This window comes from Agrobacterium sp. ST15.16.055 (genome assembly GCF_027956555.1).
In the GTDB taxonomy this organism is placed as follows: domain Bacteria; phylum Pseudomonadota; class Alphaproteobacteria; order Rhizobiales; family Rhizobiaceae; genus Agrobacterium; species Agrobacterium salinitolerans.
Window position 1 is genome coordinate 188055 of the sequence record NZ_JAQKGN010000007.1, and the last position, 13731, is coordinate 201785.

The 13731-nt window shown below is 59.2% G+C and carries 12 protein-coding genes; 6 read left to right on the plus strand and 6 right to left on the minus strand.

Annotation, left to right across the window (positions count from 1 at the left end; genetic code table 11):
* Positions 1–277 precede the first annotated feature (277 nt).
* The 4 genes from PL599_RS13215 (at position 278) to PL599_RS13230 (ending at position 4054) form a co-directional block, all read left to right on the plus strand.
* Positions 278–634, plus strand: a complete 357-nt coding sequence (locus tag PL599_RS13215) for a hypothetical protein (RefSeq protein WP_269823894.1) — start codon at positions 278–280, stop codon at positions 632–634.
* Positions 635–989: 355 nt separating this feature from the next.
* The gene (locus tag PL599_RS13220) at positions 990–1385 is read left to right on the plus strand and encodes a RidA family protein (protein WP_137411273.1); all 396 of its coding nucleotides are present in this window, start codon (positions 990–992) and stop codon (positions 1383–1385) included.
* Positions 1386–1416: 31 nt separating this feature from the next.
* On the plus strand, positions 1417–2505 hold the full coding sequence (locus tag PL599_RS13225) for a D-TA family PLP-dependent enzyme (protein WP_269823895.1): 1089 nt from the start codon (positions 1417–1419) through the stop codon (positions 2503–2505).
* A gap of 70 nt (positions 2506–2575) precedes the next feature.
* Positions 2576–4054, plus strand: coding sequence for a M81 family metallopeptidase (locus tag PL599_RS13230; RefSeq protein WP_269823896.1), 1479 nt, complete (start codon positions 2576–2578; stop codon positions 4052–4054).
* 12 nt (positions 4055–4066) lie between these two features.
* Here the strand turns inward: PL599_RS13230 and PL599_RS13235 are convergent, their stop codons facing one another.
* The 6 genes from PL599_RS13235 to hutI all read right to left on the minus strand — a co-directional run bounded on the left by PL599_RS13235 (position 4067) and on the right by hutI (position 11166).
* Positions 4067–4639: a HutD/Ves family protein gene (locus PL599_RS13235; protein ID WP_142913565.1), complete on the minus strand. Its 573-nt coding sequence runs from the start codon at positions 4637–4639 to the stop codon at positions 4067–4069.
* Positions 4640–4678: 39 nt separating this feature from the next.
* The gene (locus PL599_RS13240) at positions 4679–5686 is read right to left on the minus strand and encodes an alpha/beta fold hydrolase (RefSeq protein ID WP_269823897.1); all 1008 of its coding nucleotides are present in this window, start codon (positions 5684–5686) and stop codon (positions 4679–4681) included.
* Between the two features lie 192 nt (positions 5687–5878).
* Positions 5879–7552: a urocanate hydratase gene (gene hutU / locus PL599_RS13245; RefSeq protein ID WP_269823898.1), complete on the minus strand. Its 1674-nt coding sequence runs from the start codon at positions 7550–7552 to the stop codon at positions 5879–5881.
* Positions 7553–7563: 11 nt separating this feature from the next.
* Complete coding sequence (gene hutG, locus PL599_RS13250; protein ID WP_191218368.1) at positions 7564–8364, minus strand: N-formylglutamate deformylase; 801 nt, start codon at positions 8362–8364, stop codon at positions 7564–7566.
* 1 nt (position 8365) lies between these two features.
* Entirely contained in the window at positions 8366–9910 is a 1545-nt protein-coding gene (hutH, locus tag PL599_RS13255) for a histidine ammonia-lyase (protein WP_137411267.1), read from the minus strand.
* The gene (hutI, locus tag PL599_RS13260) at positions 9907–11166 is read right to left on the minus strand and encodes an imidazolonepropionase (RefSeq protein WP_269823899.1); all 1260 of its coding nucleotides are present in this window, start codon (positions 11164–11166) and stop codon (positions 9907–9909) included. The genes hutH and hutI overlap by 4 nt, the downstream gene beginning before the upstream one ends.
* Positions 11167–11280: 114 nt before the next feature.
* On the opposite strand from hutI, the gene PL599_RS13265 reads away from it, so the two are divergent.
* Together PL599_RS13265 and hutC are read left to right on the plus strand one after the other, a co-directional pair.
* Entirely contained in the window at positions 11281–12627 is a 1347-nt protein-coding gene (locus PL599_RS13265) for a formimidoylglutamate deiminase (RefSeq protein ID WP_269823900.1), read from the plus strand.
* A gap of 51 nt (positions 12628–12678) precedes the next feature.
* Positions 12679–13404 (plus strand): histidine utilization repressor, encoded by a 726-nt coding sequence (gene hutC, locus PL599_RS13270; RefSeq protein ID WP_137411264.1) that lies wholly within the window; start codon positions 12679–12681, stop codon positions 13402–13404.
* The last annotated feature ends 327 nt before the right edge of the window (positions 13405–13731 follow it).

Below are 13731 nucleotides of genomic sequence, written 5' to 3' on the forward strand. Positions count from 1 at the left end.
CGGGTTGCTGCACTCTCTGCGAAATCAGGTGCGCGATGGGGCGCCGTGGCGTACCGTCATGGATGGCTTGCGGCCGCAAACTCAATCACTTTGGCAACGTCTTACACCGGCGGAGCGCAGCCGGTTCCTTCGGCATGCCTTGCCGTGGTGGAATATCCACCGGCACCGTATTTCACCTGAAGTGTCTGCCGCTTTCGTGACGTTGCTTTCAGATGGCGTTGTTGAACTTCATGCGGGTTAGCTTCGCTCCATAGAAGAAACGGAGGAGGGGATCGCCGTGCGTTACCGCCGCAGGCATACGCAGATATTGAAGGAGCTGCAGGTCGATTGGGTCGTCAATTGTACCGGAATGGAGCGGGCCGGCATTGGCCGTTCGCGGCTTCTTGAAGCGATGCGCGGCGACGGTGTTGTTTTGCTCGATCCCTTGGGGCTTGGAGTGGAAGTTGATGGCCCGTCTCGTTTGCTGCGGCCGGACGGACGAAGCTGGCCCGGTCTTTTCGCCACCGGTGCGCTGACGCCGGGCCGCTTCTGGGAGATTACTGCCGTTCCGGATATTCGTGTTCAGGCGCAGAGGATCGCGCAAGAGATCACGGACAGAGTGACACCGAACGATCGGCTTTCCGCAAGGGGGTGAGCTCGTTGAGGGGCCAGCCGAAGCGAGACGTGTCTAGTACCTCTCCTAAGAGGTTAGCCGCGGCAAACTTGCTTTCTGAATAATGTGCTGGAAATTCCATGGATGTCGAATTTTACGAGTGGAACGCAGTGCGAATGCCCACGGGGGCACATGATGCAATTCCCCATGAATCACGCCATATATCGACCATCAGCGATACATTGCCCTATAACGTATCGGCGGTAAGCACGGCAGCGGATTTCGCGCGCAATGTGCGCGATTGTTAAATTATTTACATTAATTATGGAAATGCATCATAAAATCGGCTACGTGTCGTAAAAATTTCTGGAATTATGAAAATTATTTGCGAGGACTCATGCAAAAGACGAAACTGATACGATATGAGACGGCGGATAATCAAGCTGGCGGACAGCGGCGGCCATTTGCCAAGGCCGTCCGGGCCGGCGATTTCGTTTATGTTTCCGGGCAGGTGCCAACCGTCGATGGCGAAGTGGTGAATGGCGGGATCGTGGCACAGACCGAGCAGGTGGTTGCGAATATCAAGGATGTTCTGGCGCTTGCCGATTGTTCGCTGGCCGATGTGGTCAAGGTCAATGTCTGGCTGGACGATGCCCGGGATTTCTCGAGCTTCAACGCTGTCTTCCAGAAATATTTCATCGATCATCCGCCGGCACGCTCTACTGTGCAATCGCCGCTGATGGTCGATGCCAAGGTGGAAATGGACGTTATCGCCTATAAGCCGCTGGCATGAAGCCCAATTTGCCGATGTTTGAGAGTAGATGATGACCTATCCCTGGCCTGATGCGGGCACACCCCTCAATGCGATTTCGACGCCGATGCCTGTCATCGACGAGGACAGGCTCGCCGCCAATATCCTCAGGGCGCAATCTTATCTGGATGATCACGGCAAGGCCTTTCGGCCGCATATCAAGACGCACAAGATACCCGCTGTCGCCAAACAACAGCTTCAGGCCGGCGCCATCGGCATTAATTGCCAGAAAGTCAGTGAGGCGGAGGTTTTTGCGGATGCCGGTTTTGATGACATTCTGATCACCTATAATATTCTCGGTGCAGCAAAGCTTTCGCGGCTGAAGGTGTTGAATGCGCGCATCGGTAGGCTGAGTGTCGTGGCCGACAGCGCCGTGACGATTGCCGGTCTTGCGGCTACATTTGATCCGGAAAGACCGCTCGCCGTTCTGGTCGAATGCGATACGGGCGGCAAGCGCTGCGGTGTGCAGACCCCGGAAGCGGCATTGGCGCTTGCGGAACAAATCGTCGCGGCACCGGGCCTCACATTCAGGGGCATTTTGACCTATCCCGCACCGGGCGGAGCCGTGACGGTGGAAAACTTTCTTCGCGAGACGATGGCATTGCTGGCGGAAAAGGGCATGGGTTGTCCGGTGCGGTCCAGCGGTGGTTCTCCCGATTTTTACGCCGCCCATCTGGTTCCTTCCGCCACCGAACACCGGGCCGGCACCTATGTCTATAATGATCGCGCCATGCTGCGCGCCGGACATTGCACGGCGGGCGATCTCGCCATGCATATTCTCGCCACCGTCGTATCGCGACCGACAGCCGATCGTGCCGTGCTGGATTGCGGTTCCAAGGCCCTGACTTCGGATCTCCTGGGTTTTAGCGATTACGGGCTGCTTGAAAGCTACGAAGGTGCGAAAATTACCTCGCTTTCGGAAGAACACGCGGTTGTCGATCTATCCGGCTGCGCCTCGGGCCGGCCTGAAGTCGGCGACATGGTCAAGGTTGTCCCGAACCACACCTGCGTCGTCAGCAATCTTTTCGACAGGATGGTCTTCCATCGAAACGGCGTCGTGACGCGGGTTGAGCAGGTCGCGGCGCGCGGCACGGTCTGGTAAATTACCCGGCTAATTAAATTCTGAGGTAAAGCTGCCAATGGGCAGATTGCGGTAACGAGAACCTAGAGACATGCGCATCTTCACGGCGTCACTCGCCACCGAAACCAACACGTTTTCACCTGTCCCGACGGATATGGATGCTTTTCGCGCGGCTTTTTATGCCGGGCCGGGCGAGCATCCAGAAACGCCGACGCTTTGCTCGTCGCCAGTGCCGATCTTGCGCCGTCGCGGCAGGGTGGAAGGGTTCACGGTAATAGAGGGAACCTCCTGTTGGGCCGAACCGGCCGGCCTTATCCAGCGCCAGACCTATGAAACGCTGCGGGATACAATTCTCGCCGAACTCACCGCCGCCTTGCCGGTCGATGCGGTGGTGCTCGGTCTGCACGGCGCCATGGTGGCGCAGGGTTATGACGATCCGGAAGGGGACTTCCTGTCCCGGGTCCGCGCATTAGTCGGACCGGATGTACTTATCGCGGCGGAATTCGATCCGCACAGCCATCTGACGGCGCTTCGGGTCAAAAATCTCGATATTATGGCGACGTTTCTGGAGTTTCCGCATACGGATTTCGAAGAGCGCGGCGAGCATGTGGTGGAAATGGCGCTGCGCACGCTTCGGGGGGAGATAAAGCCGGTCATCTCCACTTTCGATTGCCGTATGATCACCATTTATCCCACCAGCCGTGAACCGATGCGCTCTTACGTCGACCGGCTGAAGGCGTTGGAAGGCAAGGATGGCATCCTGTCGATTTCCGTTATTCACGGCTTCATGGCGGGTGACGTGCCGGATATGGGAACGCGCATCGTTGTCGTGACGGATAATGACAGGGCAAAGGGCGATGTGCTGGCCCAAAAGCTCGGCCATGAGCTTTATGCCATGCGCAAGTCGACCGCCATGCCGATGCTGGATACGGAATCCGGTCTCGACCAGGTTCTTGCCATTCGCAGCAATAATCCGGACAGGCCGGTCGTCGTATCGGATATCTGGGACAATCCGGGCGGCGGTGTCGCCGGCGACGCCACCCATATTCTGCGGCGCATGGTGGAGCGCGGCATGGACAAAATCGCTGTCGCGACGATCTGGGACCCGATTGCGGTGTCTTTCTGTCACGCGGCGGGCGAGGGGGCCGAGATCGATCTGCGCATCGGCGGCAAATCCAGCCCTGAAGGCGGCGAGCCGCTCGATTTCCGCATCAAAGTAATGCGCACGGCCGAGGCTGGCTGGCAGAGTTTCCGCAACAGCCGCGTCACGCTCGGCCGTGCCGCTGTCGTCCGGCCGCTCGGTACGCAGATCGATATCATCCTCATTACCAGCCGCACACAAACTTATGAGCCGGATATCTTTTCCAATCTCGGCATCGATTTTGCAAAAAAAGACGTATTGCTGGTCAAGTCCACCAACCATTTCCATGCGGGGTTTGCGCCGGTCGCATCCGAGATCGTTTATATTGCTGCCCCGACATCCTATCCGACCGATCCGGCAAGAACGCCCTATCGGAAGGCGAGCCTTGAGCTTTGGCCGCGGGTGGCCGATCCGCTGGGGCTGGATTGAGGTGAGGCAGCTTCACACCTGATCAAACGACACAACGAAGAAACGAGCATCCTTTTCAACGCCCTCTATGGCGAATCCGGTGCCTGGCTCCAGAAGGAGGCTGTCGCGTCGCTGCAAATTCACGTTTCTGCCGCCTGATGAGACGCTGACGGGATCAGCGGCAAAAATTACCGTCGCCGTTGACACCGTTGAGTGAACGGTGAGCGCGCCGCGATGTCTCTCGACGCGGTGCGCATAGTGTTTGCGACGGGACATGACATTGAGATCGACAATGGGACCATTCCCCAGAACGGCGTATACGGAAACATCGGCAGCGAAGGGCAAGGGATCGCTTTCCATCGTCAACGAAACGGGCTCGCATGCGTCAATACTGAGGCTCATGCCGTTCCCCTCAAGGATGCAGAGGGTGCGGTCAATCCCGTCAAATATGGAAAAGGGCCCATCTTGCGCAACATCCGCCATGCTGATGCGCCAGTCGAAATCCGCCATCGAGGCGTTTGCGGGATGAACGATGATCTCGGTCGTTACGCCGCCGCCGTTTTTCCAGGGCATGGATGTGTAGGTGCCCTTTGGTAGGTATCTCATCTTTTGCATTCCCTGTGTATTCGGCTGGATAGGGTGGCGCTATTTGCCGTCGCTGGCTATACGCCGTTCAAGCTGTTTTTGCGCCGCGTGGAGATCAGCTTTTTTCCCGGCGAGTTTCTCTATCGCCTCGACGACAAGATCACGCGCGACATAGTCAGACTTGTGCCCGAGATTTTTCACAACGATCAATGTCGATCCGTCGATAGTGCGTGCAAGCTGGCGAGAATGAATTTCCGGTGAAACAACATTGTCCGTGTCGCCGGTTATGATGATGGTCGGCGCCTTGATTTCGGAGTAACTTGGCGAGGCGCTCCGCGCCCATGCATTCAGCGCGGCAACTTCCTGCGCGTTATGGCGAAAAGCCTGCGGTCTCAATGCGGCCCATGCGCGTGTCGCTTCCACATATTCACGGGGACGATTATTGGGCGCAAAAACACCACGCGTCGCCTGATCGAGTGCGAGGAGACCCGCGGGCGGCGCGACGAAGGTGGAAAAAAGCGGGCCGGTTACCGGGGCGCTTGCCGCTGTGTAATACCAGGCAATGCCGCCAGGCCAAGGATAAACCGCGGGAGAAAGAAACACCAGGCCCGACACCATCTCGGGGTGACGAAGCGCGAATGCCGCGGTGATGGCGCCGCCAAAGGAGTGGCCGACGATGATGGCCTTGTGGATGCCGCGCTTTCTCATCAACTGAGCCACGGCATCGGCCTGCCCATCCGGCAGGATATTCTCCTTGCCGCCAATGTCGGAGCCACCATGGCCCGGCCTGTCTATGAACAGCAGTCTTGCGCGGCCAGCGAGTTTATCCGCAAAGGAAAACAGCGGATCATAAAGACTTGCGCTTGCGCCGTGCAGGAAAACGATCGGCGGCAGGTCTGCCTGTTTCTGCGGTTCAATCAACAGGCTGTTGAGTTTGTATCCGCCGACATCGATTCTCACCGGAGCAGCCTTTTGGGCTTCGGAGGCTGGAGCGGCGGCGAAAGAAAAAGCGGGAAAAATTGCACCAATCAAAAGGGAAAGGCCGAATGAGATACGCCGTGGTGCCATGCTGTCGTCCGCACTCCATCAAAGCTCGCCGCGTTATCGTCGGCGCGAAAAATGAACCGTTATGCCTGAGCGACAGTAACAACGAGAAAATCGACTCGAAAGTTTCAGACGGATGAGCGGGTTGGATATTACCCGCCCGGCTTGGTTGGCGGAAGGGGAGGCCGCGCGGCGATGGACCGCGCGGCACAACAATCAATTGCCGAGAATGCCGGGCAGGCGCAGTCCCTGCTCCTTGGCGCATTCGACGGCGATGTCGTAACCGGCGTCGGCATGACGCATGACGCCGGTTGCCGGATCGTTCCAGAGCACGCGCTCCAGCCGGCGCGCGGCATCGTCGGTGCCATCGGCGCAGATGACCATGCCCGAATGCTGCGAGAAGCCCATGCCGACGCCGCCGCCGTGATGCAGCGAAACCCATGTCGCCCCGGATGCGGTGTTGAGGAGCGCGTTGAGGAGCGGCCAGTCAGAAACGGCATCCGAGCCATCCTTCATGGCTTCGGTCTCGCGGTTGGGCGAGGCGACGGAGCCGGAATCCAGGTGGTCGCGACCGATGACGATTGGCGCCTTCAACTCGCCGTTCTTGACCATTTCGTTGAAGGCGAGGCCGAGACGGTGACGGTCACCAAGGCCGACCCAGCAGATGCGCGCCGGCAGGCCCTGGAATGCGATGCGCTCACGCGCCATGTCCAGCCAGTTGTGCAGGTGCTTGTTATCAGGCAGCAGCTCCTTCACCTTGGCGTCGGTCTTGTAGATATCTTCCGGATCGCCGGAAAGCGCCGCCCAGCGGAACGGGCCGATTCCACGGCAAAAAAGCGGGCGAATATAGGCCGGAACGAAACCGGGGAAAGCGAAGGCGTTTTCCAGCCCCTCATCCTTGGCGACCTGGCGGATATTGTTGCCGTAGTCGAGCGTCGGAACGCCGGCGTTCCAGAAATCGACCATGGCCTGCACATGCACCTTCATGGAGGCGCGTGCGGCAGCGGCAACGGCTTTCGGGTCGCTTTCCTGCTTGGCGCGCCATTCGGCAACGGTCCAGCCGGCGGGAAGATAGCCATGGATGGGATCGTGCGCCGAGGTCTGGTCGGTGACGATATCGGGGCGGACGCCGCGGCGGACAAGTTCCGGGAAGATTTCCGCGGCATTGCCGATCAGGCCGACGGATTTTGCCTCACCCGCCTTTGTCCATTGGTCGATCAGCGCCAGCGCCTCATCGAGCGTATGCGCCTTCGCATCGACGTAACGGGTACGCAGGCGGAAATCGACGCGGGTCTCGTCGCATTCGACCGCGAGGCAGCAGGCGCCGGCCATGACGGCGGCGAGCGGCTGCGCGCCACCCATGCCGCCGAGACCGCCGGTGAGAATCCACTTGCCGTTCAGGTTGCCGTCGTAATGCTGGCGGCCAGCCTCGACAAAGGTTTCATAGGTGCCCTGCACGATGCCCTGCGTGCCGATGTAGATCCACGAACCGGCCGTCATCTGGCCGTACATCGCAAGGCCCTTCTTATCCAGCTCGTTGAAATGATCCCAGTTCGCCCAATGCGGCACCAGGTTGGAATTGGCGATGAGGACGCGCGGCGCATCCTTGTGGGTGCGGAACACGCCGACTGGCTTGCCGGACTGCACGACGAGGGTTTCATCCTCGTTCAGATCCTTCAACGTTGCGACGATGCGGTCGAAATCGTCCCAGGTGCGGGCGGCGCGGCCGATGCCGCCATAAACCACCAGCTCATGCGGGCGCTCGGCCACGTCGGGATCGAGATTGTTCATCAGCATGCGTAGCGGCGCTTCTGTCATCCAGCTTTTGGCATTGAGGTCAGTGCCCTGCGGCGAGCGGACATCGCGGATATTGTGGCGTGGATTGTTCATGTGTTTTCCCCTTATCGTTTCGTATCGAGCGCAAATTTTTCCATGCGCGTGAGAATGGTCTTGAGATGGGCGCGAAGCCGTTCGGCTTTACCCGTGTCGTAGGCAAAAGGCGGGTGCTCGGTTTGAAGATGGGTGGACTGCGCCAGTTCCATCTGAATGGCATGCACGTCGCTTTGCGGTTTTCCGTAATGGCGCGTCGTCCAGCCGCCCTTGAAACGGCCGTTCAGAATGCTGTCGTAACCCTGCGCCGCGGCGGTCACCTCGACGGCGATCTTTTCGATGGCCGGATCGCAGGTCTTGCCCATATCCGTGCCGATGTTGAAGTCCGGCAGCTTGCCCTCGAACAGGAAGGGGATATGCGAACGGATCGAATGGCAATCATAGAGAATGGCGATGCCGTGGATGGATTTCACCCGCTCGATTTCCGTGGCGAGGGCCGCGTGATAGGGCGCGTGGAAATTTTCCAGACGGTAGGCAATGTCGTCCTCGGTGGGTTCCTGTCCTTCATTCCAGATCGACTCGCCGTCGAAATCGGTCTGCGGAACAAGCGCGGTTGTGTTCTGGCCCGGATAAAGGCTCATCCCGGCCGGGTCGCGGTTGGCGTCGATCACATAGCGGTGGAAGGTCGCCCTTACGGTTGTCGCATTCTCGAGAAGGCCGGCATAGAGCTCATGGATATGCCAGTCCGTATCGGCGAGAATCTTGCCGTTGTCGTTCAGACGTTGCCATATATCCGCCGGCACATCCGTGCCGGTGTGGGGCAGGCCGAGAATGATCGGCGATGAACCTTCCTTGACGTCGAGGGCACGCATCTCAAACCTCCAGCTTCGGCAGAATGCCGTCCGAAATTGCCGCGACCAGCGCGCCGGAGGCAATCAATTCCGCCGCAGCCTTCAGGTCCGGCGCCATATAACGGTCTTCCTCCAGCGAAGGGACCGTCGCGCGCAATGCCGCAATCGCTTTTTGCAGTTCGGGGCTCGTCTTCAGCGGCCCGCGCAGCTCCACACCCTGCACGGATGAAAGCGCTTCGATACCGAGAATGGCAAAAAGATTGTCTGTCATCGGCAACAGACGACGCGCACCATGGCAGGCCATGGATACATGGTCTTCCTGATTGGCTGAAGTCGGTGTGGAGTCCACCGAGGCCGGATGCGCCATCTGCTTGTTCTCGCTCATCAGCGCGGCGGAGGTGACTTCGGCGATCATCAGGCCGGAATTCAGGCCCGGCTTTTTGGAAAGAAAGGCCGGCAAGCCATAAGAAAGCGCCGGATCGACCAGCAGCGCCACGCGGCGCTGGGCGATTGCACCGATCTCGCAGATGGCGAGCGCCGTCTGGTCGGCGGCAAAGGCCACCGGTTCGGCGTGGAAATTGCCGCCGGAGACGACGGAATTGTCTGATAGCACCAGCGGATTGTCGGTCACGGCGTTGGCTTCGATTTCCAGCGTGCGGGCCACCTGCCGCAGAAGATCGAGGCAGGCGCCATCCACCTGCGGCTGGCAGCGAATGCAGTAGGGATCCTGCACCCGCTCATCGCCCTCGATATGGCTGACGCGGATTTCCGAACCCTCCAGCAGATTACGAAGCGCCGCTCCTGCGTCGATCTGGCCCTTATGGCCGCGCAGGCTGTGAATATCGGGATGGAAAGGCGCGGAAGACCCCATGGCGGCATCCGTGGAAAGCGCACCGGTAATCAGCGCAGCCTGCGCCGCACGATGGGCGCGGAAAAGGCCGGCAAGCGCCAGCGCCGTTGAGGTCTGTGTGCCGTTGATCAGCGCCAGCCCTTCCTTGGCGGCAAGCACCACCGGGGTCAGTCCGGCCTTTGCCAGCGCCGTGCCGGCGGGAAGAAGTGTGCCCTCATAAAAGGCCTCGCCTTCGCCCATCATCACAGCCGCCATATGGGCGAGCGGCGCAAGATCGCCGGAAGCCCCAACCGAACCCTTTTCGGGAATGACGGGGATGACGCCCTTCTCCAGCATGGCTTCGATCAGCCGCACCAGTTCCAGCCGCACGCCGGACGCGCCGCGGCCGAGCGACACCAGCTTCAGCGCCATGATCAGCCGCACGATATTTTCAGGAAGCGGTGCGCCCACCCCGCAGCAATGCGACAGGATGAGATTGCGCTGCAGCGTCGCCACATCCGCCGCATCGATCTTTATGGAAGCGAGTTTGCCGAAACCGGTATTGATACCATAGACCGGCGCATTGCCGGCAGCGATCTCAGCGATGCGGGCTGCCGCCTTTTCAATGCCTTTATCGAAGCTCCGGTCGAGTTTGGCGCTGCCGTTCTCCCAGTATATCTCGGCGAGATCGGCTAAGGTCACATTGCCGGGGTGAAGCGTGATGGTCTTCATGGTCATGAGGAAACCTTCTGTCCCTTGAAAATACGGGCATGGAGCGGGTTGAAGCCGATGCGGTAGACGAGCTCGGCGGGGCGCTCGATGTCCCAGATGGTAAAATCAGCGGATTTTCCAGCCTCCAGCGTGCCGGTTTCGGCAAGCAGGCCGAGCGCCTTTGCCGCGTTGCGTGTCGTCGCCGTCAGGCACTCTTCAACGGTCATGCGGAAAAGCGTTGCGCCCATATTCATGGTCAGCAGCAGGGAGGTGAGCGGCGAAGTGCCGGGGTTGCAGTCCGTTGCCAGCGCCATGTCGGCCCCGGCGTCGCGCAGGGCCTGCACTGGCGGCAATTGTTTTTCCCTGAGCGCGTAGAAAGCGCCGGGAAGAAGCACTGCCACGGTTCCTGCTTTCGCCAGCGCCTTCGCACCGGCCTCATCAAGATATTCGAGGTGATCGGCCGAAAGGGCGTTATGGGATGCCGCGAGCGCGGAGCCGCCAAGATTGGAAAGCTGCTCGGCATGCAGCTTGACCGGAAGGCCGCACTGTTTCGCAGTCTTGAAAACCCGGTCGATCTCCTCGACGGAAAAGGCGATGCCTTCGCAAAAACCGTCAACCGCATCCGCCAAGCCTTCCGCATGGGCTTTTTCCAGCCCCGGTAGGACGACATCGCCAATATAATCGGCGTTGCGCCCCTTATAGTCTGCAGGTGTGGCATGCGCGGCGAGATAGCTGGTGACGATACGCACCGGCCGCAATGTCTCGAGCCTGCGGGCGACGCGCAGCATCTTCAGCTCGGTTTCAATATCAAGACCGTAACCGGATTTGATTTCGACCGTGGAAACGCCTTCGGAAAGAAGCGTGTCGAGACGCGGCAAAGCCTGCGCCACCAAAACATCTTCCGAAAGCGCGCGCGTGTCGCGCACCGAAGAGACAATGCCGCCGCCCGCTTTGGCGATCTCTTCATAGGTCGCCCCATTCAGCCGCATCTCGAATTCCATGGCGCGGTTGCCGCCGAAAACAAGATGGGTGTGGCAGTCGATCAAGGCTGGGGTGATCCAGCGGCCGGCGCAATCGGTCGTCTCATCGGCCCTCGAGAGATCGGCAGGCAGATCGCTTTCCGGGCCGGCAAAGGCGATGCGGCCGTTACGCACGGCAATGGCGGCATTTTCGATGGCGCCGATGCTTTCCATGGCGGGATTGAAGGTTGCCAGCCGGGCGTTGCGCCACAAAGCCGTGGCGTTCCCCGTCGCCGTTCCGTTTGCAGATTCGTTGCCTGGCATTTGCTTTTCGCCTTTCCTTTGTGAGTTAAATGTATATACATAATAATCGGCTTGGCAAGCTGCAATTTCGTGTTTGAAATGGCCTTGCCGGATAAAACCAAAGGAGAGGGTGGCATGAAGGCAATTCACGCGGGCGCAGCGCTTCTGGCGGGCGGATGGGCGAAGGATGTCCGCATCGTCTGCGACGAGGGCAGTATTTCATCCGTCGAAACCGGTGTTTCCCCGCAATCGCAGGATGAGCGGCATGCCCTCATCGTTCCAGCCATGCCCAATCTCCACAGCCATGCCTTTCAGCGGGCCATGGCGGGGCTTGCCGAAATCCGCGGCCCGGGCGAAGACAGTTTCTGGAGCTGGCGCACCGTCATGTATAAGTTCGCGCTCTCCATGACGCCCGACCATGTCGAAGCGGTTGCCGCCCAGCTTTATATGGAAATGCTCGAGGCCGGTTTTGGACGGGTCGGCGAATTTCACTATCTGCATAATGACAGGGATGGCTCGCATTATGGCAATATCGCCGAAATGGCCGAGCGTATCGGCGCAGCCGCCTCGCAGACGGGTATCGGCCTCACATTACTGCCGGTCTTTTATGCTCATTCCGGTTTCGGCGGCCAGGCGCCGATCGACGGGCAGAAGCGCTTCATCCATTCGCTCGACAGTTACGGAAAGCTGATGCAGGGCGCGCAGGCCGTGGTGGACGGGCTGCCGGGCGCCACCCTCGGCATAGCGCCGCACAGTCTGCGTGCGGTCACCGCGGAAGAGCTGTCAGCCATCGAGCCGCTGGCAAAAGGCGGGCCGATCCATATTCATGTGGCGGAACAGACGAAAGAAGTGGAAGATTCGCTTGCCTTTTCCGGCGCGAGACCTGTGGAATGGCTGCTTGAGAACGCGCCGGTCGATGGCCGCTGGTGCCTCATCCATGCGACACATATGGCGGAAACCGAAACGCGCGGCATGGCAAAAAGCGGCGCCGTTGCCGGCCTTTGCCCGATCACCGAAGCCAATCTCGGCGACGGCATCTTCCCGGCTCCGGCGTTTCTTGCTGAGGGCGGCCATTATGGCGTCGGATCCGATTCCAACATTCTGATTTCCGTGCCGGAAGAATTGCGAACGCTCGAATATTCGCAACGTCTCTCGCATCGGGTACGCAATGTCATCGCCGATGCCGGCCGCTCCACGGGAGAAAAACTCTTCCGGCAGGCGCTCGAGGGCGGCGGCAGGGCTCTGGCGTCGCGAAACGGTCTGGAAAAAGGAAAAAGCGCCGATTTCGTCGCTCTCGATATTTCCGCCGTATCCTATCTTCCGATATCGCAGATTCTCGATCAGTGGATATTCGCGGGCGGCGTTTCCGTCGATTCCGTTTGGATGCGCGGCAAAAAGCGCGTGCAGGCCGGCCGGCATATCCATCGCCGCGAAATATCCGACCGTTTCAACAAGGTCATGGCTGAACTTCTCGATAGCTGATATGGGCGCGGCGGTAACAGGAAAAAGTCAGCGGGGAAAGGCATTGCGGACGTGACGAAAGCATCAGCCGGGCAGACCCTGCACCAGCGTATCCTCAGCGAGATCGAGGGGCGGATCGTTTCAGGAGAATGGCCGCCGGGACACCGGCTGCCTTTCGAGGTCGACCTAGCCGATCAATATCATTGTTCACGCATGACCGTGAACAAGGTCATGGGTCAGCTCGTCAAGGCCGGTTTGATCGAACGCCGGAAGAAATCCGGCAGTTTCGTGCGCCAGCCGCAGATTCAGTCCGCCGTTCTTCAAATTCACGATATCGGAGCCGAGGTCGAATCCCTTGGCCTCGATTATGGCTTCAAAATTCTGGCGCGCAAAAGGCGCAGTGCAGAAAGCACGGATCGTGAGCGGCTCGACGTTTCCGTCGGCACGCCATTGCTCGACGTTCTCTGCATCCATTTTGCCGGTGCGCGCGAATTCTGTGTCGAACAGCGCCTCATCAATTTGACGGCCGTGCCGGAAGCGGCTGAAACCGACTTTACCGAAATTGCGCCAGGCCCCTGGCTGCTCGGCCATGTTCCCTGGAGCACTGCCGAACACCGGATCAGCGCCGAAACACCGTCGAAGGAGATCGCGCGCCTGCTCGGTATTTCGGACAGGCAGGCGTGTCTTGTCGTGGAGCGCCGCACCTGGAGCAATTCGGGCGCAGTTACCCATGTGCGCTTCACCTATCCCGGAAATGCGCATGCGCTGGTCGCCCGCTTCAGCCCGTCTTCCGACTGATATCCGCAAGGCCTTCGTTCCTGTTATTGCGATATGGAGACCCTATATAGGGGAAGGCCCATCAAGCTTGACGGTCAAAGACGGAAAACCGTTAAAAGTCGTTAAATTATACGATAATTCTCAAATTTCCTTTTAGAATCATGCAGATATCACATTTCTTTATTTTTTCGAATTTGGTGTGTTGACTTGTTTGGTGAGGTTCTCTTATAAGTCCGCTCACTGAACGAGGGCGGCGGCGCTGCTGGCGACGAAGTCTTTCGTTCTAAGAAAATCAAGAAGATGAGCTGAATGCTTGTTTGTTTCCGGGGTTTTGAGCCTTGGGGGATT

What these genes read in the sequence shown, in the direction of transcription:
- PL599_RS13265 (WP_269823900.1), top strand. Translation starts at nt 11,281, where the DNA reads ATGAAGGCAATTCACGCGGGCGCAGCGCTTCTGGCGGGCGGATGGGCG.
- hutU (WP_269823898.1), bottom strand. Translation starts at nt 7,552, where the DNA reads ATGAACAATCCACGCCACAATATCCGCGATGTCCGCTCGCCGCAGGGC.
- hutI (WP_269823899.1), bottom strand. Translation starts at nt 11,166, where the DNA reads ATGCCAGGCAACGAATCTGCAAACGGAACGGCGACGGGGAACGCCACG.
- PL599_RS13235 (WP_142913565.1), bottom strand. Translation starts at nt 4,639, where the DNA reads ATGAGATACCTACCAAAGGGCACCTACACATCCATGCCCTGGAAAAAC.
- PL599_RS13240 (WP_269823897.1), bottom strand. Translation starts at nt 5,686, where the DNA reads ATGGCACCACGGCGTATCTCATTCGGCCTTTCCCTTTTGATTGGTGCA.
- PL599_RS13225 (WP_269823895.1), top strand. Translation starts at nt 1,417, where the DNA reads ATGACCTATCCCTGGCCTGATGCGGGCACACCCCTCAATGCGATTTCG.
- hutG (WP_191218368.1), bottom strand. Translation starts at nt 8,364, where the DNA reads ATGCGTGCCCTCGACGTCAAGGAAGGTTCATCGCCGATCATTCTCGGC.
- hutH (WP_137411267.1), bottom strand. Translation starts at nt 9,910, where the DNA reads ATGACCATGAAGACCATCACGCTTCACCCCGGCAATGTGACCTTAGCC.
- PL599_RS13220 (WP_137411273.1), top strand. Translation starts at nt 990, where the DNA reads ATGCAAAAGACGAAACTGATACGATATGAGACGGCGGATAATCAAGCT.
- PL599_RS13230 (WP_269823896.1), top strand. Translation starts at nt 2,576, where the DNA reads ATGCGCATCTTCACGGCGTCACTCGCCACCGAAACCAACACGTTTTCA.